Here is a 17,551-nt window from a genome sequence, read left to right on the forward strand (position 1 = left end):
CGTTCCTTACATTATTTCTCAGCATAAACTGCATAATAGCGTGGTGTATATTTTCTTAAAATTGGCCTAAAACCTATTTTATTAATTGGACTTGTCCATTTTTCTGTTTCCTTTATTTTCCATCCAGATTTTTCTAGCAACCAATCGAATTGCCAATCTTCAAATTCGTGATAATGTCTATCCCACTTATCTGATTTAGACCTATACGCCTTTGCAAACCATAAATTTAGTGGCACAGTTGCTATTAATTTAGTTGATTCTATTTCTCTTAATACATTAAAAGGAGCGATAAGATGTTCAAAAATCTCAAAGGCAGTTACTGCATCAACTTTATGTTTTTTTACTATTTCGGGTACCAAGTCTAAATCTTCACCTTCTGTATTAATTACATTATACCCGTGTTCTTCCATAATTTCACTAAACGGATTTCTAATTCCCAAATCTAAAATTGTTGCTGATTTTGGCAACACCTTCTGCAAAAATTTTATGGTATGTTGGTATCTTTTACTTGGTAGTTGATTGTACATTTTTCTTCTTTTTATCAATAAAAAACCAACCTATAGGAATAAGCAATAACAATGCATAAGAAATCAAAGTAACGGTATTTCCTTTTTTAACAACAGTTGGTTCAAACTTAAAAATAATTTCATGTTTTCCAGAAGGGACTACCATAGCTCTCAAGACATAATTGACTCTAAAATAGGGCGATAATTTTCCATCAATGTAAGCATTCCAGCCCTCTTTATAGTACATATCAGAAAAGACTACCAGTTGCTCTATATTAGTTTCACTTTCGTATTTTAATTCATTAGGTTTATAAGAAGTTAAGGTTATCGTTGCTAAACTATCCTTTTTAAAAGAGGTTTCAGTTAACATTTCCTTAAATTCAGAATTTATAATGGCTTTTTCTTTTGTATTTATACTATCTAAAGCCTTAATCTCTTCATTAGCAGAGTTTACAAATTCAACTTCATTAACAAACCAAGCATTTCCATTTGCCTCATCATTTTTCTGCAATCTCTTAATACGATTACTATCTTCAAAAATAATATATTTAGTATTTAACATATTTAATACTTGTACATTATTTTTTGCAATTTGATATTCAAATAATTCTTGATAGCGTCTCGGTTTTGCTGCATGGTACCCACCAATAGAATTATGAAAATACGATGTACTCCCATCATTCATCGGATTAACAGTATAATTGGCTACTCGATAATACGATTTATCTTTCAATATTTCTTTATCAACATCAGTAGCTATAAATGGTATTTCTTGTTCCTTTTTTGAAACAAAATCATCCGCATTCACATACCTCATATCTACACCTATTAAATCAAATAAAATTAAAATGCTAAATGAAATAATTACTACATTTTTGCTTATCTTTTCCTTTACAAACCCCCATAAAAGACCTGCAGAGATTAAAATCAAAACTAAAGAACGTAAACTATCATTAAAGAAAAGAGATTTTCTTTCAGATACAATAGTATCCAGAAAACCAGGAAATTGTTTATCAATACCATCCATACTTGGATCTCTAAAACTTTCAAAAGTAAATAGACTTGTACCAAATAAGGTAAAGATTAAAGTTATGCCTCCCACTCCATAGAGAGCATATTTTAAATATTTTTCTTTGAGTGTTGTATTATTTTCATCATTTAAAAATTTATTTAGAGTAATAATAGCTAATAAAGGAACTGCCAATTCAGCAATAACCTGTATTGATGATACTGCTCTAAATTTATTATATAATGGCACGTAATCAATAAAAAAATTGGTTAACACTGGAAAGTGTTTACCCCAACTTAACAATATCGAAAAAACAGTAGCTGCCAAAAGCCATTTTTTTAGTTTCCCTTTGACCAAAAATAAACCTAAAACAAATAAGAAAATTAATACTGCCCCAATATATGCAGGAGCTTCTACAATGGTTTGATCTCCCCAATATCCTGGAAAATTCTCTACAAATTCTCTAGCCCCTTTTCTTCCAAATTTATCTTTTAAAAACTCATACGTTTGGGTGTCTTTATCTAAATTTTCTCTATTTCCACCACCATAAAATCTAGGTATTAACAAGTTAAAGGTTTCTCCTAACCCGTAACTATACTCAGTTATATAGTCACGATCTAACCCAGAAGTTAAATTCTCTTTTTTAGTGCCATCAGGATTTATAGTTAACTCACTCTGACTTCTAGTGCTATAAGCTGCATACTCTTTCGTTGCCATTAAACTTGTAGAATTAACCCCTAGAGCTAAAATACCTGCAGCTACCAATATGAAAACACTTTTTACAAAATGAGGAATTGTTTTTTGCTTAAATGAATCAATTAAATACACAATACCTAGAATTAATATCATAAAAAGTAAATAGTATGTCATTTGTGGATGACTAGCGTTTACTTCAAAGGCCAATGCAATGGTTGACAATAAAAACCCTGCCAAGTATTTCTTTTTAAAAACCAACAAAAATCCAGCTAAAACCAAAGGCATGTATGCAATAGCATGAGCTTTTGCATTATGTCCAGCTCCAAAAATAATTATTAAATATGTTGAAAATCCAAAAGCAAGTGCTCCTAAAATTGCTAATTTCCATTCTACTTTTAACACGTACAGCAGCACAAAAAAACTTAAAAAGTATAAAAATAAATAATCTGCTGGTCTAGGTAAAAAACGTAATAATTGATCTGCTTTCTTTATGTAATTATAAGGATAGTAAGCACTTACATTATAGGCTGGCATACCTCCAAACACTCTATTTGTCCAGTATGGTTCTTCATTATTTTGTTTCCTATAATCTACTATTTCTTTAGAGACTCCTTTAAATTGGGCTATATCACTTTGAAATATTCTTTTTCCTTCTAAAACAGGAGAAAAATAAGCCAATGATGCAATAACAAATACTAAAATAGCAATGATAAAAGGAAGGTATTTATTATTATTCATTATTTGGATAGTTTTATTAGTTATGCTTTTACTATTAATTTAGAATACTTTTATAGAAAGTTACCATTAAGAAAACGACTCGTCTCTTTACGTTAAAATCACTTAACAGCTAAAATTATTTGATACAAACAAGTATAAGAGTACAAATTTTACTCAACCTCTTCATAATCAACATATTCACCTACATCATTATTACTTTTTGAATGCGTATTAGGGGCTTTATCTATAATTGTTTCACCTTCTTTAACATTTTGATTTTGGGAGGTTGTTCTTCCTTGTTGTTCATTAAATTTTTTCTCAACATTTTGCATCATTTTCTTCATAAAAATAGGAAAAATGTATCTTCCTATAATTTTTAAAGCATAATATATAGCCAAAATAATAAGTAATGTTCTTATAAAATTCATAATACCAGCTTCTTGCATAAAATAAAATCTAAAAATAAAGATTTTTAAAATTAGTTTTCAAAAATAACAATTTGAATGCAACAAATACGTTAAGTAATACATAAATTGATTATTATTTGCCTTAATACTTTCGCATGAGAAAATTCACTTTGCTTTTATTTTTAAGTTTTTGCTTTCAAATAGGTTTTGCCCAATATACCGAAGTTATTAACTCAAAGCGTCCAGGTTTTTCTGATAGCCCGTATAGTGTTGGCACAGGAGTCTACCAAGTTGAAGCTGGGTTATTTTATAAAGATATAGGAAACTATTTATACTATAACAAAGCTACTGAAGAAAACATCAATTACAATAGTGAAACTTATGGCACAAATTTCTTCTTTAGAACAGGTCAATTTTTTGAAAGGTTAGAAATTAATCTAGATTTATCTCTTGTAAATGAAAATAGAAATTATACACGACCAACAGTATATAGTGAATCTGCTTTAGGATTAAGTAAACTAACAATCGGAGCCAAGTATTTATTATACTCTCCAACATATACCGACAAATCTAAAGAAATACGTAGTTGGAAAAAAAGAAATAGCTACGATTGGAAAAGGTTGATACCTGCTGTTGGTATTTACGCCGGACTTAACACCAATTTTTTAACTGATTTACATAAAAATCCTGATGGAATAAGTCCACGGTTTGCTCTTTTTACACAAAATGATTTATCAAATAAATTTGTTTTGCTAACAAATTTTATAATGGATAAATCATTTACAGATCAAGCAGAAAATTCATATATAATTACAGCAACATATGCTTTGACAGAAAAAGTATCAGTATTTGCAGAAAATCAAGGTTTTTTAAGAAAAAACGTTCCTAATGATTTTCAGTATGGGATTGGAAGTGCTTATTTGCTTAATAAGAACACTCAAGTAGATGTTGCTTTTCGTTATATAAAGGACGAACGTGGAGATGATACCTATTTTTTTGGAGCTGGCCTAGCTTGGAGATTAGACAAACATGTAGATAAATATAATTCTGTAGATTCTGAAGGTAATGTAACAGAATCAAATAATGAAGGGGGATTCTTTTCCAAAATATTCTCTAAAAAAGAGAAAAAACAACGAAAAGTTAAAACTGTTAAAGCAAAAAAGAAAAAAGTAAAAAAATTAAAACCTAAGAAAACAAAAGCTCAAAAAAGGCTAGAAAAAGAGGCTAAGAAAAAAGCAAAAGAAGAGAAGAAACAAAAGAAAAAAGAATCAAAGGATTATAATAAAAACTATGACCCAAATAATAGCAATTAATCTATTTCTTTTTTTGTAGTTTTGGTATCATTAAAATTTACTACTAATAGATGATAACCATTAAAGAAATTACTTCAAAAAGTGATTTAAAAAAATTTGTTAAGTTTCCTTTTTCACTTTTTAAAGGCAACCCATATTGGATTCCTCCTATTATAAAAGAAGAACTAGAAGGTTTTGACAAAGATAAAAACCCTGCTTTTGACAACGCTGAGGTCCATTTCTTTTTAGCTTATAAAAACAATAAAATAGTAGGTAGAGTTGCTGCGATTATTAATTTTATTGAAATTAATAAACAAGGGATAAAAAAAATGAGATTTGGCTGGTTTGATATTATTGATGATATCGAAGTAACAAAAGCATTATTAGATAAGGTTAACGAGATTGGTAAACAACATAACTTAGAATATATTGAAGGCCCTGTTGGTTTTTCAAATTTAGATAAAGTTGGTGTTTTAAGTGAAGGGTTTGATCAAATAGGTAATATGATAACTTGGTATAGTCACCCTTATTACATCAAACATTTAGAGCAGTTAGGATACGTAAAAGAAAAAGAATTTATTGAAAGTATTTTCTCTTTTAACAATGTAAAAAATCCAGATGTATTTCAAAAAGCACAAGCATTAATTAAACGTAGATACAACTTAAAATCCTTAACATTTAAAAAAACAAAAGAGTTAATGCCGTATGTAGATGAAATGTTTGATTTATTTAACATTACCTACGAAAAATTACCAACTTTTGTACCAATAACTGAAAAACAAAAGGCATATTTCAAAAAAAAATATATCAGTTTTATAAACCCAGAATACATCAAATTTGTTACTGACAAAGATGATAAGGTAATTGCTTTCTCTATTGTAATGCCTAGTTTTGCAAAGGCACTTCAAAAAGCAAAAGGCAAGTTATTTCCTTTTGGATTATTTCACCTTTTAAATGCACGAAAAAATGGTAAAGAAGTACTTTTTTACCTAATTGGAATTCGTCCTGATTATCAAAACAAAGGAGTGACTGCCATTATTTTTGACGAATACTACAAAACTTTTAAAGAAAAAGGTATAGAAAATTGTATCAGATCATCTGAGTTAGAAGAAAACCATGCCATCCATCAGTTATGGAAAAACTTTGATCCCATAATTCATAAAAAGAGAAGAACATATAGAAAAGATATAAGCTATTAAGAATACTTGATATATTAAAAATTTAAACTCAATTAAAAAATTGTAACTTCTTGTATCTCTTACTTTGAACCGATAAAAAATGCAACTTTTTTACACTCCAGACATAACAACAACTTCTGATTCATTTTCTTTTGATAAAGCAGAAAGTAGACATATTGTAAAAGTACTTCGTAAGAAATTAGGTGATCCACTTTATATTACTAATGGAAAAGGCCATTTGTTTACTTCTGAAATTACAGTAAGCAGTGATAAAAATTGTTCAGTAAAAATAATAGAAGTTAAAACAAAAGAAAAACCTTGGAAATACAATTTACATATTGCCTTGGCTCCAACAAAAAATATAGATAGATTTGAGTGGTTTTTAGAAAAAGCTACAGAAATAGGTATTGATGAAATTACCCCAATACTTTGTGACCATTCTGAAAGAAAAATAATTAAAACAGATCGTTTAAAAAGAATTTTAGAGTCTGCTATGAAACAGTCTCTAAAATATCAACTGCCTAAATTAAATGCATTAACTCCATTTTCTGAATTTATTGATACTACAACAAATAGTAATTTATTTATTGCACATTGTGAAAACACTCAGAAAAAAAATCTAAAAGAAGCTTTGGAACCCAATAAAAATGCAACAATTTTAATTGGTCCGGAAGGTGATTTTTCAACTGAAGAAATTAAAAAGGCATTAAATAAAGGCTATCAGCCAATCTCATTAGGAGAATCTAGGTTACGAACCGAAACCGCCGGTGTTGTTGCCGTAAACGCAGTATCTTTTATTAATCAATAAAAAAAGCATCATAATAATTATGATGCTTTTTTTATTTTAAACAATTAGTTGTACTCGTAATCAAAAGTTTTTAAAGCTCAATTACAACTATTGTTTTATGCTTTTGTTGCTTTTACTTCAACTTGCAATTCAATATTGTCGTCAATTAATTTATCTTTTGCTAAATCTGCAAATTTTCCAGATTTATATTTGATATCCCATTCTGTTCTATCAATTGTAAAAGGTTCACTTTTTAAAGTAACACTATCTCCGTCAATAGATACAGTAGCTGGAAATTGAATGTTTTTCTTAATACCTTTTACCGTTAAGTTACCACTAATCATATTTTTTCCATCTTTTTCTACAACTTCTGTAATGGTAAATGCACTACTTCCATAGTTTTCAACATCAAAGAAGTCTCCACTTTTTAAATGTGACAATAATTTTGCATTATTATCAGCATCTTCAATATCTAACACAACAATACTATTCATATCAATAATAAAATTACCTCCTACTAATTTTCCGTCTTCTACAGAAAAATTACCTTCTGAAATTTTTATAGTACCATCATGTGTACCTGTTAACTTACTTCCTTTCCATATTAATTTCGAATCATCAACATTAGCAGAATAATTAACGGCCTCTTTTGTAGTTTCAGTTACTTCTTGAGCTTCAGAAGCTTCAGTTTTATTTTTTGCATCTTTACATGACACCATCGCTAATCCTATAAAAAGAATGGCAGCGACCTTAAAAATTTGATTTTTCATATTATTTTAGTTTAAATTTAGAGATGCAAAATTAATAAAGAATACTTTACAATCTAAAATCTTATGTTAACGTATTGTTAACGTCTAGTATTTTATAAAGGATAGTATCAAGAATTATGCGAATTTAAACAGCATTATAATTTAATTTTATAGATTTGTAAGTAACCTATTATGCTTTATATGCTAAGATTATTGATAGTACTTTTCTTTTTTGGCTCAATACAAGCCCAAGAAGTTGCCATTTTAAAATATAAAGGTGGAGGCGATTGGTATGCTAATCCAACTGCTTTACCTAATTTGATTCAGTTTTGTAATGTTAATATTAAAACAACCATAGCAGAAAAACCTAAAACTGTAGAAACTAACAGTTCAGATATTTTCAACTATCCTATCCTTTTTATGACAGGGCATGGTAATGTTTTTTTTGATAATAGTGATATTGAAAACTTAAGAAAATACCTTTTTGCCGGTGGATTCATACACATTTCAGATAATTATGGATTAGATAAATACATAAGAGCTGCATTAAAAAAGTTACTTCCTGAATCTGAACTAGAAGAAATTCCATATACCCATCCTATTTATCATCAAACTTTTGATTTTGAAAAAATACCAAAAATTCACGAACATGATGGTAAACCTCCACAGGGATTTGGAATATTTTTAGAAGGACGTTTAGTAATTTTTTATGACTACGAAAGTGATTTGAGTGATGGCTGGGAAGATGAAGCTGTTCACAACAACCCTGCACCAGTAAGAGAAAAAGCTTTAAAAATGGGTGCAAATATTATAGAATATGTTTTTAAGAATTAGTAGTGACATAGTTAACAAAGTGAAAATAAACTTTGATAGTGATGGTCTATGGTTACTAAATATTACCCTAGCCATTATTATGTACGGTGTGGCTTTAGGTATTACTAGCGACGATTTTAAACGTTTATTTAAAAATCCGAAAATTGTGTTAGTAGGTATCTTTAGCCAATTTATTCTTTTTCCATTAATTACATATATTTTAGTTTCTATTATAAATCCTACCCCAAGTATAGCGTTGGGCATGATTATGGTTGCAGCCTGCCCTGGTGGAAATATTTCTAATTTTATGACCCAATTGGCAGGTGGAAATGCCGCACTATCTGTTAGTTTAACAGCATTTGCAACATTAGTTGCTGTTATGATGACTCCAATAAACTTAGCTTTTTGGGGTAATTTATATGAACCCACTTCACAAATTTTAAGAACAGTTGAATTAGATCCGTTTACTTTAGCAAAGCTTGTTACTTTAATTTTAGGCGTACCTTTAATTTTAGGGATGTTAACCAGAAAATATTACAAAAATTTAGCCTATAAGGTTTCAAAAGTATTAAAACCCATTTCTGTAGTTATATTTTTAATCTTTATTGTTATTGCTTTTTCACAAAATCTTGATGTTTTTTCTGAATATATTCATTTTGTATTGTTTATTGTAATTTTTCATAACATTACAGGCTACCTAGGTGGATTCTATTTTGCAAAGGCTATGCGTTTGAGTTATTTTGACCAAAAAACTTTAGCTATTGAAACAGGTATTCAAAATTCTGGATTAGGATTATTATTATACTTTAATTTCTTTGGGGATTTAGGCTTAGGTGGCATGGCTCTTTGCATTGCTTTTTGGGGCATCTGGGATATAGCTTCAGGTTTAGGATTAGCTTATTATTGGTCTTTAAAAACAACTAAAATCACAACTTAATTTTGAAAAGTATTTGGTATCAATTAGTTAAAATTTATATTAGTACTGGTCTTTTCTTTTTTTATAAAAAGATTGTAGTAAAAGGAAAAAATAATATCCCTAAAAAAGGAGCTATTTTATTAGTGGCTAATCATAAAAACGCATTAATAGATCCTTTACTAATTGCAACAACTATACCTCGAAATATTCATTTTTTAACTAGAGCAAGTGCTTTTAAAATAAAAATTGTAAAATGGATATTATCTACTGTTAATATGTTACCAATTTACAGATTAAGAGATGGCAAAGAAACTTTAGCTAAAAACGAAGAAATTTTTAATAAATGTTTTTCCATTTTAAACAAACAACGTTCTCTTTTAATATTTCCTGAAGGAACGCATGATATTAGACGTTGGGTAAGACCATTAAGCAAAGGATTTACTAGAATTGCTTTTGGCGTTTTTGAAAAATACCCGAATGTACAATTACATATTGTTCCTGTTGGAATTAATTATTCTCAAGCTGACAAATTTGCTGAAAGCGTTTCTATTTATTATGGAAAACCTGTTTTAGCTAATGATTTTTATGACAAGAATAACTTTAACAGTTCTGCTTTAAAATTAAAAGAAGTAATACGAGAAAAAATGAAAGAGTTAACTACACATATTGAAATTGAAAATTATGATGAAACCCTTAAAAAACTCGGAAATGTTGACTTTTTAGAACCAGAAGCTATCAATTACAGTATAAAAACCTCCCAATTTGGAACCAATAATAAAATACAAATTAAAAAAAGATCTTCTTTTTTATGGAAAACACTAAAAAGTCTGGTTATATTAAATAGTATTATTCCGTTACTAATTTACAAAGCTATTGAACCTAAAATTCAAGAAATTGAATTTGTAAGCACTACAAAGTTTGCTGTTGGTGCTACTGCTTTTCCGCTATTCTATATTTTACAAAGTTTACTAATTAATTATTTTTTCGGAATAGGTTTTGCTTGTGTTTATCTTGTAATTAGTATTTTATTAGTCTTACTTTTGGTAAAAACTAAATAGAATTTCAATCCTCTACTTTCTTGTTTTTTTGAATTTTAGTATTCTTTACCTCTTCTAAATCAATACAAAACACTTTTGATGAGGGTATTTTCTTAAAATTACTAGGTGTATATCCTCCTATAACATATAACTTGTTTTTATAGTAATACATTTCTGGAGACTTCAATCTTAAATTGATATGATATTGATTCATTTCATTTGTTTTTGTATTGATAGTAATAAAAACACCATCATCAAAAATATAAATTGTAGCACCATCAGTTGCCAATCCAGGTCTTTCCATTCTATTAAACAATTTGCCTATGCGTTTCCACTTGCCTGAGATCAAATCTAAAGTTTCAATAGAATTCAATACATTATCCTTATAACCACCAATTAAATAATATTTATTTTCAACCAATATTCCTTTAGCTTCTTTTGCTATTGGCATATGATTTAGTTCGTACCAATACCCTGATTCAGAATTATAAACATGTGTTTTATTTGTATATACTTTAGTACCACTAGCTTTCAACTTCACCGAGCCTCCTAATACAATAAGTTTATTATTATAAACAAAAGAAGCTGCATTTATTGCCTGATGTGGATTAGAATTATCTATAAAAATAGTATTAGATTCTATATCGAAGCGTTCAATTTTATCGTCTAAATACTCCAATTTTCTATTTCTTGACAACCGCTTACCTCCAAGTATATATATTTTACCCTCAAAATAATTGAGATTGTGATAAGCACGCTCTCTAAATTTTAAATCAGAATATTCCCATTTATCTTTTTCTATATGATAAACTTTAAGACTACCATCAAACTTTTCCCACGAGGGATTAATTTTTTTAAAAAGACCATTTAAATTTTCTTCATCTAATGCTCTCATGGAATGGTTTTCAATATAAGATTTATCACCTCCTATAATATAAATTTTACCATCAACCAAAATAGAACCAAAAGAATGTACTGCTTTTTTTGTTGAAGCTAATTCTGTGTAAGCTAAACTGTGATTTAATTTTCTATTGATGGTAACACTAACCTCTTTTAATAATTCCATATTTGGACGAAGACGAACAGTAACTTCTCCCGTTTTAAAATTAGCTAATGGATAATATTTGGTAACATATCCAATATATGAAAACGAAATAGAGTCTTTCTTATTAAAAGTTTTATTTACACGAATAGAAAACTCTCCAAGTGTATCAGTTGTTGTTCCTTCTGCTATGGTTTTTACATAAACATTAACATTGGCAATAGGTTTGTTACTGACCTCATCAACAACAACACCTTTTATTTGCTGTCCATAGATAGTTATACTGGTTAGTAAAAACACAAACAGTAGTTTTTTCATAAATTTCTAACCTTTCGTTATCAGAACAAGCAGAAAAAAGATGGTAAATCTAGTCTTCTGCTATAATTGCATCCTGAATAATTTGTTGAGCTACAGTTCTAATATTAGATTTTACCAAACCAGAATTATTTGCTGTAGGATATACCCTATTTGACAAAAACACATAAACCAATTCGGTTTCTGGATCCGCCCAAGTATACGTACCTGTATACCCACTATGTCCAAAACTTTTTGGAGACACACAGCCACAAGTAGCCTTTTCTCTAGGGTTTATTTGAGGTTTATCAAAACCTAAACCTCTACGAACATCATTTTTCGAATAATATCTTTTATTAAATTTTCTTACTGTTTCTGCTTTAAAATAGCGTTTACCTCCATAATAACCTTCTTGTAAATACATTTGCATCATTTTAGCAACATCATTAGAATTAGAAAACAAACCTGCATTCCCATTTACCCCTCCAAACATAGCAGCTCCTTGGTCGTGAACATATCCTCGTAACAATTGCTCTCTGAAATACATATCTCGTTCTGTAGGTACAATTATTTTCTCAGAAAATTTCTCTCGTGGCTTGTAGGTTAATGTAGTTGCACCTAAAGGTTTATAAAAAAATGTTTCATCAGAAATATCCATAGGCTGATTATATGTTTTCTCAAAATAATCATTAAATAGATAAAATATTAATCCACTATATTTATATCGCTTTCTTGTTAACAAAGGAGAATCTGCAATGGCTTGATACATGCTATCTTTATAATCTGTTCTAAGATATAATTTATTGGCTACCTTAATAGAAAATTTTTCAGAAGGTCGATTCCTATAATACTTGTCTGATGCTTTTTTTGTTACACTATCTAATGTTTTTAAATAGTAAGGAATCCACGCTTGCAAACGACCATAATGAGACAATGCTTCTTTTAAAGTAATATCTTTTTTATCGGTATTACTTAAAACTGGAAATAATTCTCCTAGTGTTGTTTCTAAAGTAAATTTACCCTCTTCTTCTGCCTTCATAATTAAAGGCAATCCTCCTAAAATTTTTGTGACTGATGCTAAATCATATAAATGTGAGTTTTGAACTCTAGTTTCCTTTTTAGCAGTATGATATCCAAAACTTTTTCTGTACACCACTTTCCCTTTTCTTGCAACTAAAACTTGCAAACCAGGAGCCATTTTAGAGTTAATTACTTGTTTAGCTAAAGAATCTATTCTTTCTAATTTTTTACTGCTCATTCCTACACTCTCAGGTACACCATAAGATAATCTATATAGCTTAGATGAATTTATACCATCTCCTACTTTAAAGTCATCATTTATAGAAACTGGTAATCTACCTTTTGTACTTAAAGCTCCAAAAATTTGTTGTGCAGAAATATCTTGAGATATTTTACTGTTTTGATATGAAACCAAAACACTTTCAATATTTGTAAATGTTTTAATATCTAATAAACTATAAGCACTAGCAAAAACGTCTAAAATAACACGTTTACTTCTGGCTATTTCTTGTAACCAAACTAATTCTTTATTACTAAATTTAAAATCTTTCCAAGCACTCTCATTTGATTTATGATATCCAATAATAACTAAATTATAAGGTTTTAATTTTTTAATAACTTCATTCAAATTCTTACCTGAAATTACATCAACCTTTGTATAATCATTAAGTCTATTTACAAAAGTTGTATTGTCATCATCTCCTAATTTAACATAAGCTATTTTTGCTTCTGATAAATCTTTTACAGGAAAAACCTGAAGTTCATTTTTTAACAATGTAGTTGCGTTTTCAATTAATTTATAATGCAACATTTCGGCATCTTCTCCATTGATATCTTCATGTAAATTTTCTAATGTAATAGGTTTAAAGTTTTTTAATCCTGCCCAATATTTAGCTTTTAGTATTTTTCTTACTGATTCATCCAAACGAGTTTTAGTAATGGTACCATTGGCAATAGCTTCTTTTAGTTTAGCAAAAGATGCAGGAATATCTCCTGGCATTAATAAAATATCATTTCCAGCTTTTATTACTTCTAAATTAATTTCTGCTGCACTAGAAAAATTAGCTGCTCCTTTCATATTTAAAGCATCTGTAAAGATTAGGCCTTTAAAGCCCATTTTTTCCTTTAGCAAATCATTTACTATATTTTTAGATAACGACGAAGGTAATGCTTCATTTGGTTCTAATTCTGGAACACTTAAATGTCCTACCATAACACTAGCTAAACCGTTTTTAAACAATTCTCTGTAAGGATATAATTCAACGGAATCTAATCGTTGTTTTGAGAAAGGAATAGTTGGCAGAGTTAAATGAGAGTCAGCATCTGTATCTCCATGTCCTGGAAAATGTTTGGCGTTAGCCAGTACATGTTTACTTTGCATTCCTTTTGTAAAAGCAATAGCTTTAGCTGCTACATTTTTAGGATCTTCACCAAAAGATCGATTTCCAATAATTGGATTAGCTGGATTAATATTTACATCTACTACTGGAGCAAAATTTACATGAATTCCAATTCTACTATGATGTTTTCCTAACATTTCTCCAAACTCTTCAATTAAGCTTTCGTCTTGAATAGCTCCTAAAGTCATATTCCAAGGAAAACGATACGTATTATCTAAACGCATATCCAATCCCCATTCACCATCAAAACCAATTAATAAAGGAACTTTTGACGTTTTTTGAAAAACGTTAGTCATTTTTATCTGTTTTTCAGGCGTGCCTTGGAAAAATACGAGACCTCCAATATGATATGTTTTTATTAGATCTATTATATCTTGCTCATGTTGAGCATCTCTATTTGAATACGTTTGAACCATAAAAAGTTGACCTATTTTTTCGTCAATGGTCATCGATTTCATTATGCTATCTACCCAAACAGTCTGGCCATAAGTATCTAATTTTTCTAATGGATCTATTTCTTGTGTATGAACTGAAAAACATAATAAAAGTGTAAGAATGGAGAGAATTCTAGTATTCATAAATTTTGTGCGTAGTAATTATTAATTATTAAATTGAGTTAAAAATTTTGCATGCCAACTTTTACCTGCTTCAATTTCCCAATTAGACATTAGGTCTGCTTTAGAATTTACCATATTATTAAAAACAGTGGTATTGGCATTAATTTTATTCATTGAAGCATATTTTTTAAAATCATTAAGACTGACCGTATTTATGTTTGTTCCGTCTTTAAAAGACACTTTCATTTTATCTAACAAATCAACATCAAAAGTCTTTTCAATTTCTTTAATTGTATGTACAGAACTATCTATAGAACATCCTGAAACTTCATTCTCATTCTCGTCAACAGCCAGTATAATAAATTGATTGTATTCAATTTTAAAAGAAGCCGTTAAATCATCTCCATGACGTTTCCAATTATTGACAAAGTTTTTTAAATAATCGGAAATTTGTTCAACTTCTTGCTTGGACATTGTTCTATCGGCTTGATAAACCCAAACCCGAGACGTATCTGCTAAAGTATCAAAAGGAACGTACATAATTAACTTAATTTATTATTAAAACTACGTAATTTAATAGCGGTTAATACTTTTTTAGTGTATAAAGGGAAATCAGCATTCTGTATCCAAGAATAATACCCTTTGTCTTTTTCTAATACATCTTCCACTTTTTTACCTTTATATTTTCCAAATGTAAAAATTTCTTCATCTTTATCATTATACATGATAAAACCAGCAAAATCAACACGTTTTTTATGTGAAGAAAACTCATGTAAAAATTTCACATCATTTTCTAAATCGTCGTATTTATCTAACTGAGCTTTTAAAATTTCGTAAGTAGCATGAGTGTCAGCTTCAGCTGAATGAGCATCTTCTAAAACTTTGTTACAGTAAAAATTATAAGCGGCACTTAAGGTACGTTGTTCTTTTTTATGATAAATAACTTGCACATCAATGCCTACCCTATTTTTCATGTCAAAATCTATACCGACTCTTAAAAATTCTTCAGCTAAAAGTGGAATATCAAATCGATTAGAATTAAAACCTGCCAAATCACATCCTGCAATTAGTTGACTAATTTCACTAGCCAATTCAGCAAATGTAGGTTCATTCACCACCTTTTCATTGGTAATACCATGAATGGCAACAACTTCTGGCGGAATTTCAATTTCAGGATTTACCAACCACGTTTTACTTTCTTTGTTTCCGTTCGGATAAACCTTTAATATAGAAATTTCTACGATACGATCTTTAGCAATATTAACACCAGTTGTTTCAAGATCAAAAAATACAATAGGTTTTTTTAATTTTAATTCCATCATTTAATTTAAAACCCAAAGATACAATTTGTATCAAAAAAACATATTATTTAACATCTTGATTTTGGTTTGTTTTAATATTTAATTTTAAGTGAATTTATTGCGACTGTAAACCGTTCAAAATAAGGTAAAATTGATTTGAGCCATTCTGTTAATTCAAAAAAGTGTTACTCTTTATTATTTCAATAATATGCTTTGACGTGCTTCGTATGTAACATCCACTTATTATTAAAATAATTAAGGTTATGATTACAGAAAACCGACACGCAACAAATTAAACTTTGGTAAGAAATTAAAAGTAATAGAAAAAATAAAAGTTAAACCAATTAAACGGTTTTGATTTCTCTTTAAAAATCAACAACTTCTATTTATTACTAATTAAAATTCTCTTTCTGTATCAAATCCTTCGAGATAATCGGCAACTCGTTTTATAAACATCCCCCCTAATGCTCCATTAATTACCCTATGATCATATGAATGTGATAAAAACATTTTGTGACGTATACCAATAAAGTCACCCTCTGAAGTTTCAATAACTGCTGGTACTTTTCGAATGGCTCCCAAAGCTAAAATAGCTACCTGAGGCTGGTTAATAATAGGTGTACCCATAATACTTCCAAAACCACCTACATTGGTAACCGTATATGTCCCTTCTTGAGTATCATCTGGCTTTAATTTTCCAGCTCTAGCTCTGTAGGCCAAATCATTTACTGCTTTGGTCATTCCCATTAAATTTAATTGATCTGCATTTTTAATTACAGGAACAATTAAATTGCCATCAGGTAAAGAAGTTGCCATTCCTAAATTAATATTTTTCTTTTTGATTATTTTATCTCCATTCACAGAAATATTAATCATAGGAAAATCTTTAATAGCCTTAGCAACGGCTTCCATAAAAATAGGAGTAAATGTTATTTTTTCACCTTCTCTTTTTTGGAAACTATCTTTTATCTTGTTACGCCAGTTAACAATCTTAGTAACATCTACTTCTATAAATGACTGTACGTGAGCTGAAGTTTGTACTGAATTGGTCATGTGCTGAGCAATCAATTTACCCATCCTGGTCATTTCAATAATTTCATCTTGTCCATTTACTGAAACAGGAGCTACAGGAGCATTAGTAGATGATGTTTTTGGAGAATTAACACTTGATGTGTTCTCAACTGATTTGGTTGCAAGATTCTGTTCTCCTGCTTTTCCTCTATTTTCCACATACGCCAGTATGTCGTTTTTAGTAACTCTATTGTCTTTACCAGTTCCTCGGATGGCCTCTAACTCAGCCATTGAAATATTTTCTTTTTGAGCAATAGTTTTTACTAATGGTGAATAAAACTTACCTGATGGAGAATTACCAATCGCACCACCTACAGGTTCTTTTATTGCAATTGCTTCTTGTATTGAGTTTTCAATAGTTTCAACCTCTTTAGATTGTTCAATTAATTTTTCTGGTTGTATTGTTTCTTCTATGGTTTCTTCTGCTACGCCATTTCCAGAAATTTCAATTATAGCAAGTGTTTCACCTACTTTTACAACATCGTCAACATCGTATAACTTTTCAACCAAAACACCTTCTACTTCACTTGGCACTTCTGAATCGACTTTATCAGTTGCAATCTCAACAACTGCTTCATCTAATTCAATAGTATCTCCTACTTCTTTTAACCACGAAGTGACCGTTGCTTCGGCAACGCTTTCGCCCATTTTAGGCAATTTTAATTCAAACTTAGCCATCTGATTAACCAATTTAGAGTATTGCAAAGGTATAAAATAATAAAGTTTAAATTACGAATTTGATAATTTTATGCTATTATT

The 17,551-nt window shown here is 29.3% G+C and carries 15 protein-coding genes; 6 read left to right on the forward strand and 9 right to left on the reverse strand.

Annotated elements, in window-relative coordinates; all coding sequences use genetic code 11:
• Positions 1-11: 11 nt before the first annotated feature.
• The 3 genes from EGM88_RS01950 to EGM88_RS01960 all read right to left on the reverse strand — a co-directional run bounded on the left by EGM88_RS01950 (position 12) and on the right by EGM88_RS01960 (position 3,356).
• The gene (locus tag EGM88_RS01950; protein ID WP_123896284.1) at positions 12-527 is read right to left on the reverse strand and encodes a methyltransferase domain-containing protein; all 516 of its coding nucleotides are present in this window, start codon (positions 525-527) and stop codon (positions 12-14) included.
• On the reverse strand, positions 505-2,949 hold the full coding sequence (locus EGM88_RS01955) for a YfhO family protein (RefSeq protein ID WP_123896285.1): 2,445 nt from the start codon (positions 2,947-2,949) through the stop codon (positions 505-507). The genes EGM88_RS01950 and EGM88_RS01955 overlap by 23 nt, the downstream gene beginning before the upstream one ends.
• A 149-nt stretch (positions 2,950-3,098) precedes the next feature.
• Positions 3,099-3,356: a DUF4834 family protein gene (locus tag EGM88_RS01960; protein WP_162497527.1), complete on the reverse strand. Its 258-nt coding sequence runs from the start codon at positions 3,354-3,356 to the stop codon at positions 3,099-3,101.
• Positions 3,357-3,490: 134 nt separating this feature from the next.
• Between EGM88_RS01960 and EGM88_RS01965 the strand changes: the two genes are divergently transcribed.
• From EGM88_RS01965 to EGM88_RS01975, 3 genes are all read left to right on the forward strand, one after another.
• Positions 3,491-4,648 carry a transporter gene (locus EGM88_RS01965; protein ID WP_123896287.1) on the forward strand — a complete coding sequence of 386 codons (1,158 nt, stop codon included), beginning with the start codon at positions 3,491-3,493 and terminating at the stop codon, positions 4,646-4,648.
• A gap of 50 nt (positions 4,649-4,698) precedes the next feature.
• Entirely contained in the window at positions 4,699-5,826 is a 1,128-nt protein-coding gene (locus EGM88_RS01970) for a GTP cyclohydrolase (RefSeq protein ID WP_123896288.1), read from the forward strand.
• A gap of 79 nt (positions 5,827-5,905) precedes the next feature.
• On the forward strand, positions 5,906-6,613 hold the full coding sequence (locus tag EGM88_RS01975; RefSeq protein ID WP_123896289.1) for a 16S rRNA (uracil(1498)-N(3))-methyltransferase: 708 nt from the start codon (positions 5,906-5,908) through the stop codon (positions 6,611-6,613).
• A gap of 95 nt (positions 6,614-6,708) precedes the next feature.
• On the opposite strand, the gene EGM88_RS01980 is transcribed toward EGM88_RS01975, so the two are convergent.
• Positions 6,709-7,362, reverse strand: a complete 654-nt coding sequence (locus EGM88_RS01980) for a YceI family protein (RefSeq protein WP_123896290.1) — start codon at positions 7,360-7,362, stop codon at positions 6,709-6,711.
• Positions 7,363-7,542: 180 nt separating this feature from the next.
• Between EGM88_RS01980 and EGM88_RS01985 the strand changes: the two genes are divergently transcribed.
• From EGM88_RS01985 to EGM88_RS01995, 3 genes are read left to right on the forward strand one after another with little or no spacing between them, the layout of a single operon-like run.
• On the forward strand, positions 7,543-8,175 hold the full coding sequence (locus EGM88_RS01985; protein ID WP_238988345.1) for a DUF4159 domain-containing protein: 633 nt from the start codon (positions 7,543-7,545) through the stop codon (positions 8,173-8,175).
• Positions 8,159-9,091, forward strand: a complete 933-nt coding sequence (locus EGM88_RS01990; RefSeq protein ID WP_123896292.1) for a bile acid:sodium symporter family protein — start codon at positions 8,159-8,161, stop codon at positions 9,089-9,091. Before EGM88_RS01985 ends, EGM88_RS01990 begins: the two co-directional genes overlap by 17 nt.
• A gap of 2 nt (positions 9,092-9,093) precedes the next feature.
• A complete protein-coding gene (locus EGM88_RS01995) occupies positions 9,094-10,128 on the forward strand; it encodes a lysophospholipid acyltransferase family protein (RefSeq protein WP_162497528.1) in 1,035 nt (344 codons plus the stop codon).
• Positions 10,129-10,132: 4 nt separating this feature from the next.
• On the opposite strand, the gene EGM88_RS02000 is transcribed toward EGM88_RS01995, so the two are convergent.
• The 5 genes from EGM88_RS02000 to EGM88_RS02020 form a co-directional block, all read right to left on the reverse strand.
• Positions 10,133-11,467 carry a Kelch repeat-containing protein gene (locus EGM88_RS02000; RefSeq protein WP_123896294.1) on the reverse strand — a complete coding sequence of 445 codons (1,335 nt, stop codon included), beginning with the start codon at positions 11,465-11,467 and terminating at the stop codon, positions 10,133-10,135.
• A gap of 49 nt (positions 11,468-11,516) precedes the next feature.
• A complete protein-coding gene (locus EGM88_RS02005) occupies positions 11,517-14,441 on the reverse strand; it encodes a glycoside hydrolase family 3 N-terminal domain-containing protein (RefSeq protein ID WP_123896295.1) in 2,925 nt (974 codons plus the stop codon).
• A 21-nt stretch (positions 14,442-14,462) separates the two neighbouring features.
• On the reverse strand, positions 14,463-14,960 hold the full coding sequence (locus tag EGM88_RS02010) for an ABC transporter ATPase (protein WP_123896296.1): 498 nt from the start codon (positions 14,958-14,960) through the stop codon (positions 14,463-14,465).
• 2 nt (positions 14,961-14,962) lie between these two features.
• The gene (locus tag EGM88_RS02015) at positions 14,963-15,739 is read right to left on the reverse strand and encodes a 3'-5' exonuclease (RefSeq protein ID WP_123896487.1); all 777 of its coding nucleotides are present in this window, start codon (positions 15,737-15,739) and stop codon (positions 14,963-14,965) included.
• 378 nt (positions 15,740-16,117) lie between these two features.
• A complete protein-coding gene (locus EGM88_RS02020; RefSeq protein WP_123896297.1) occupies positions 16,118-17,470 on the reverse strand; it encodes a dihydrolipoamide acetyltransferase family protein in 1,353 nt (450 codons plus the stop codon).
• Between the last annotated feature and the right edge of the window lie 81 nt (positions 17,471-17,551).

Source organism: Aureibaculum marinum (assembly GCF_003813905.1).
GTDB lineage: Bacteria > Bacteroidota > Bacteroidia > Flavobacteriales > Flavobacteriaceae > Aureibaculum > Aureibaculum marinum.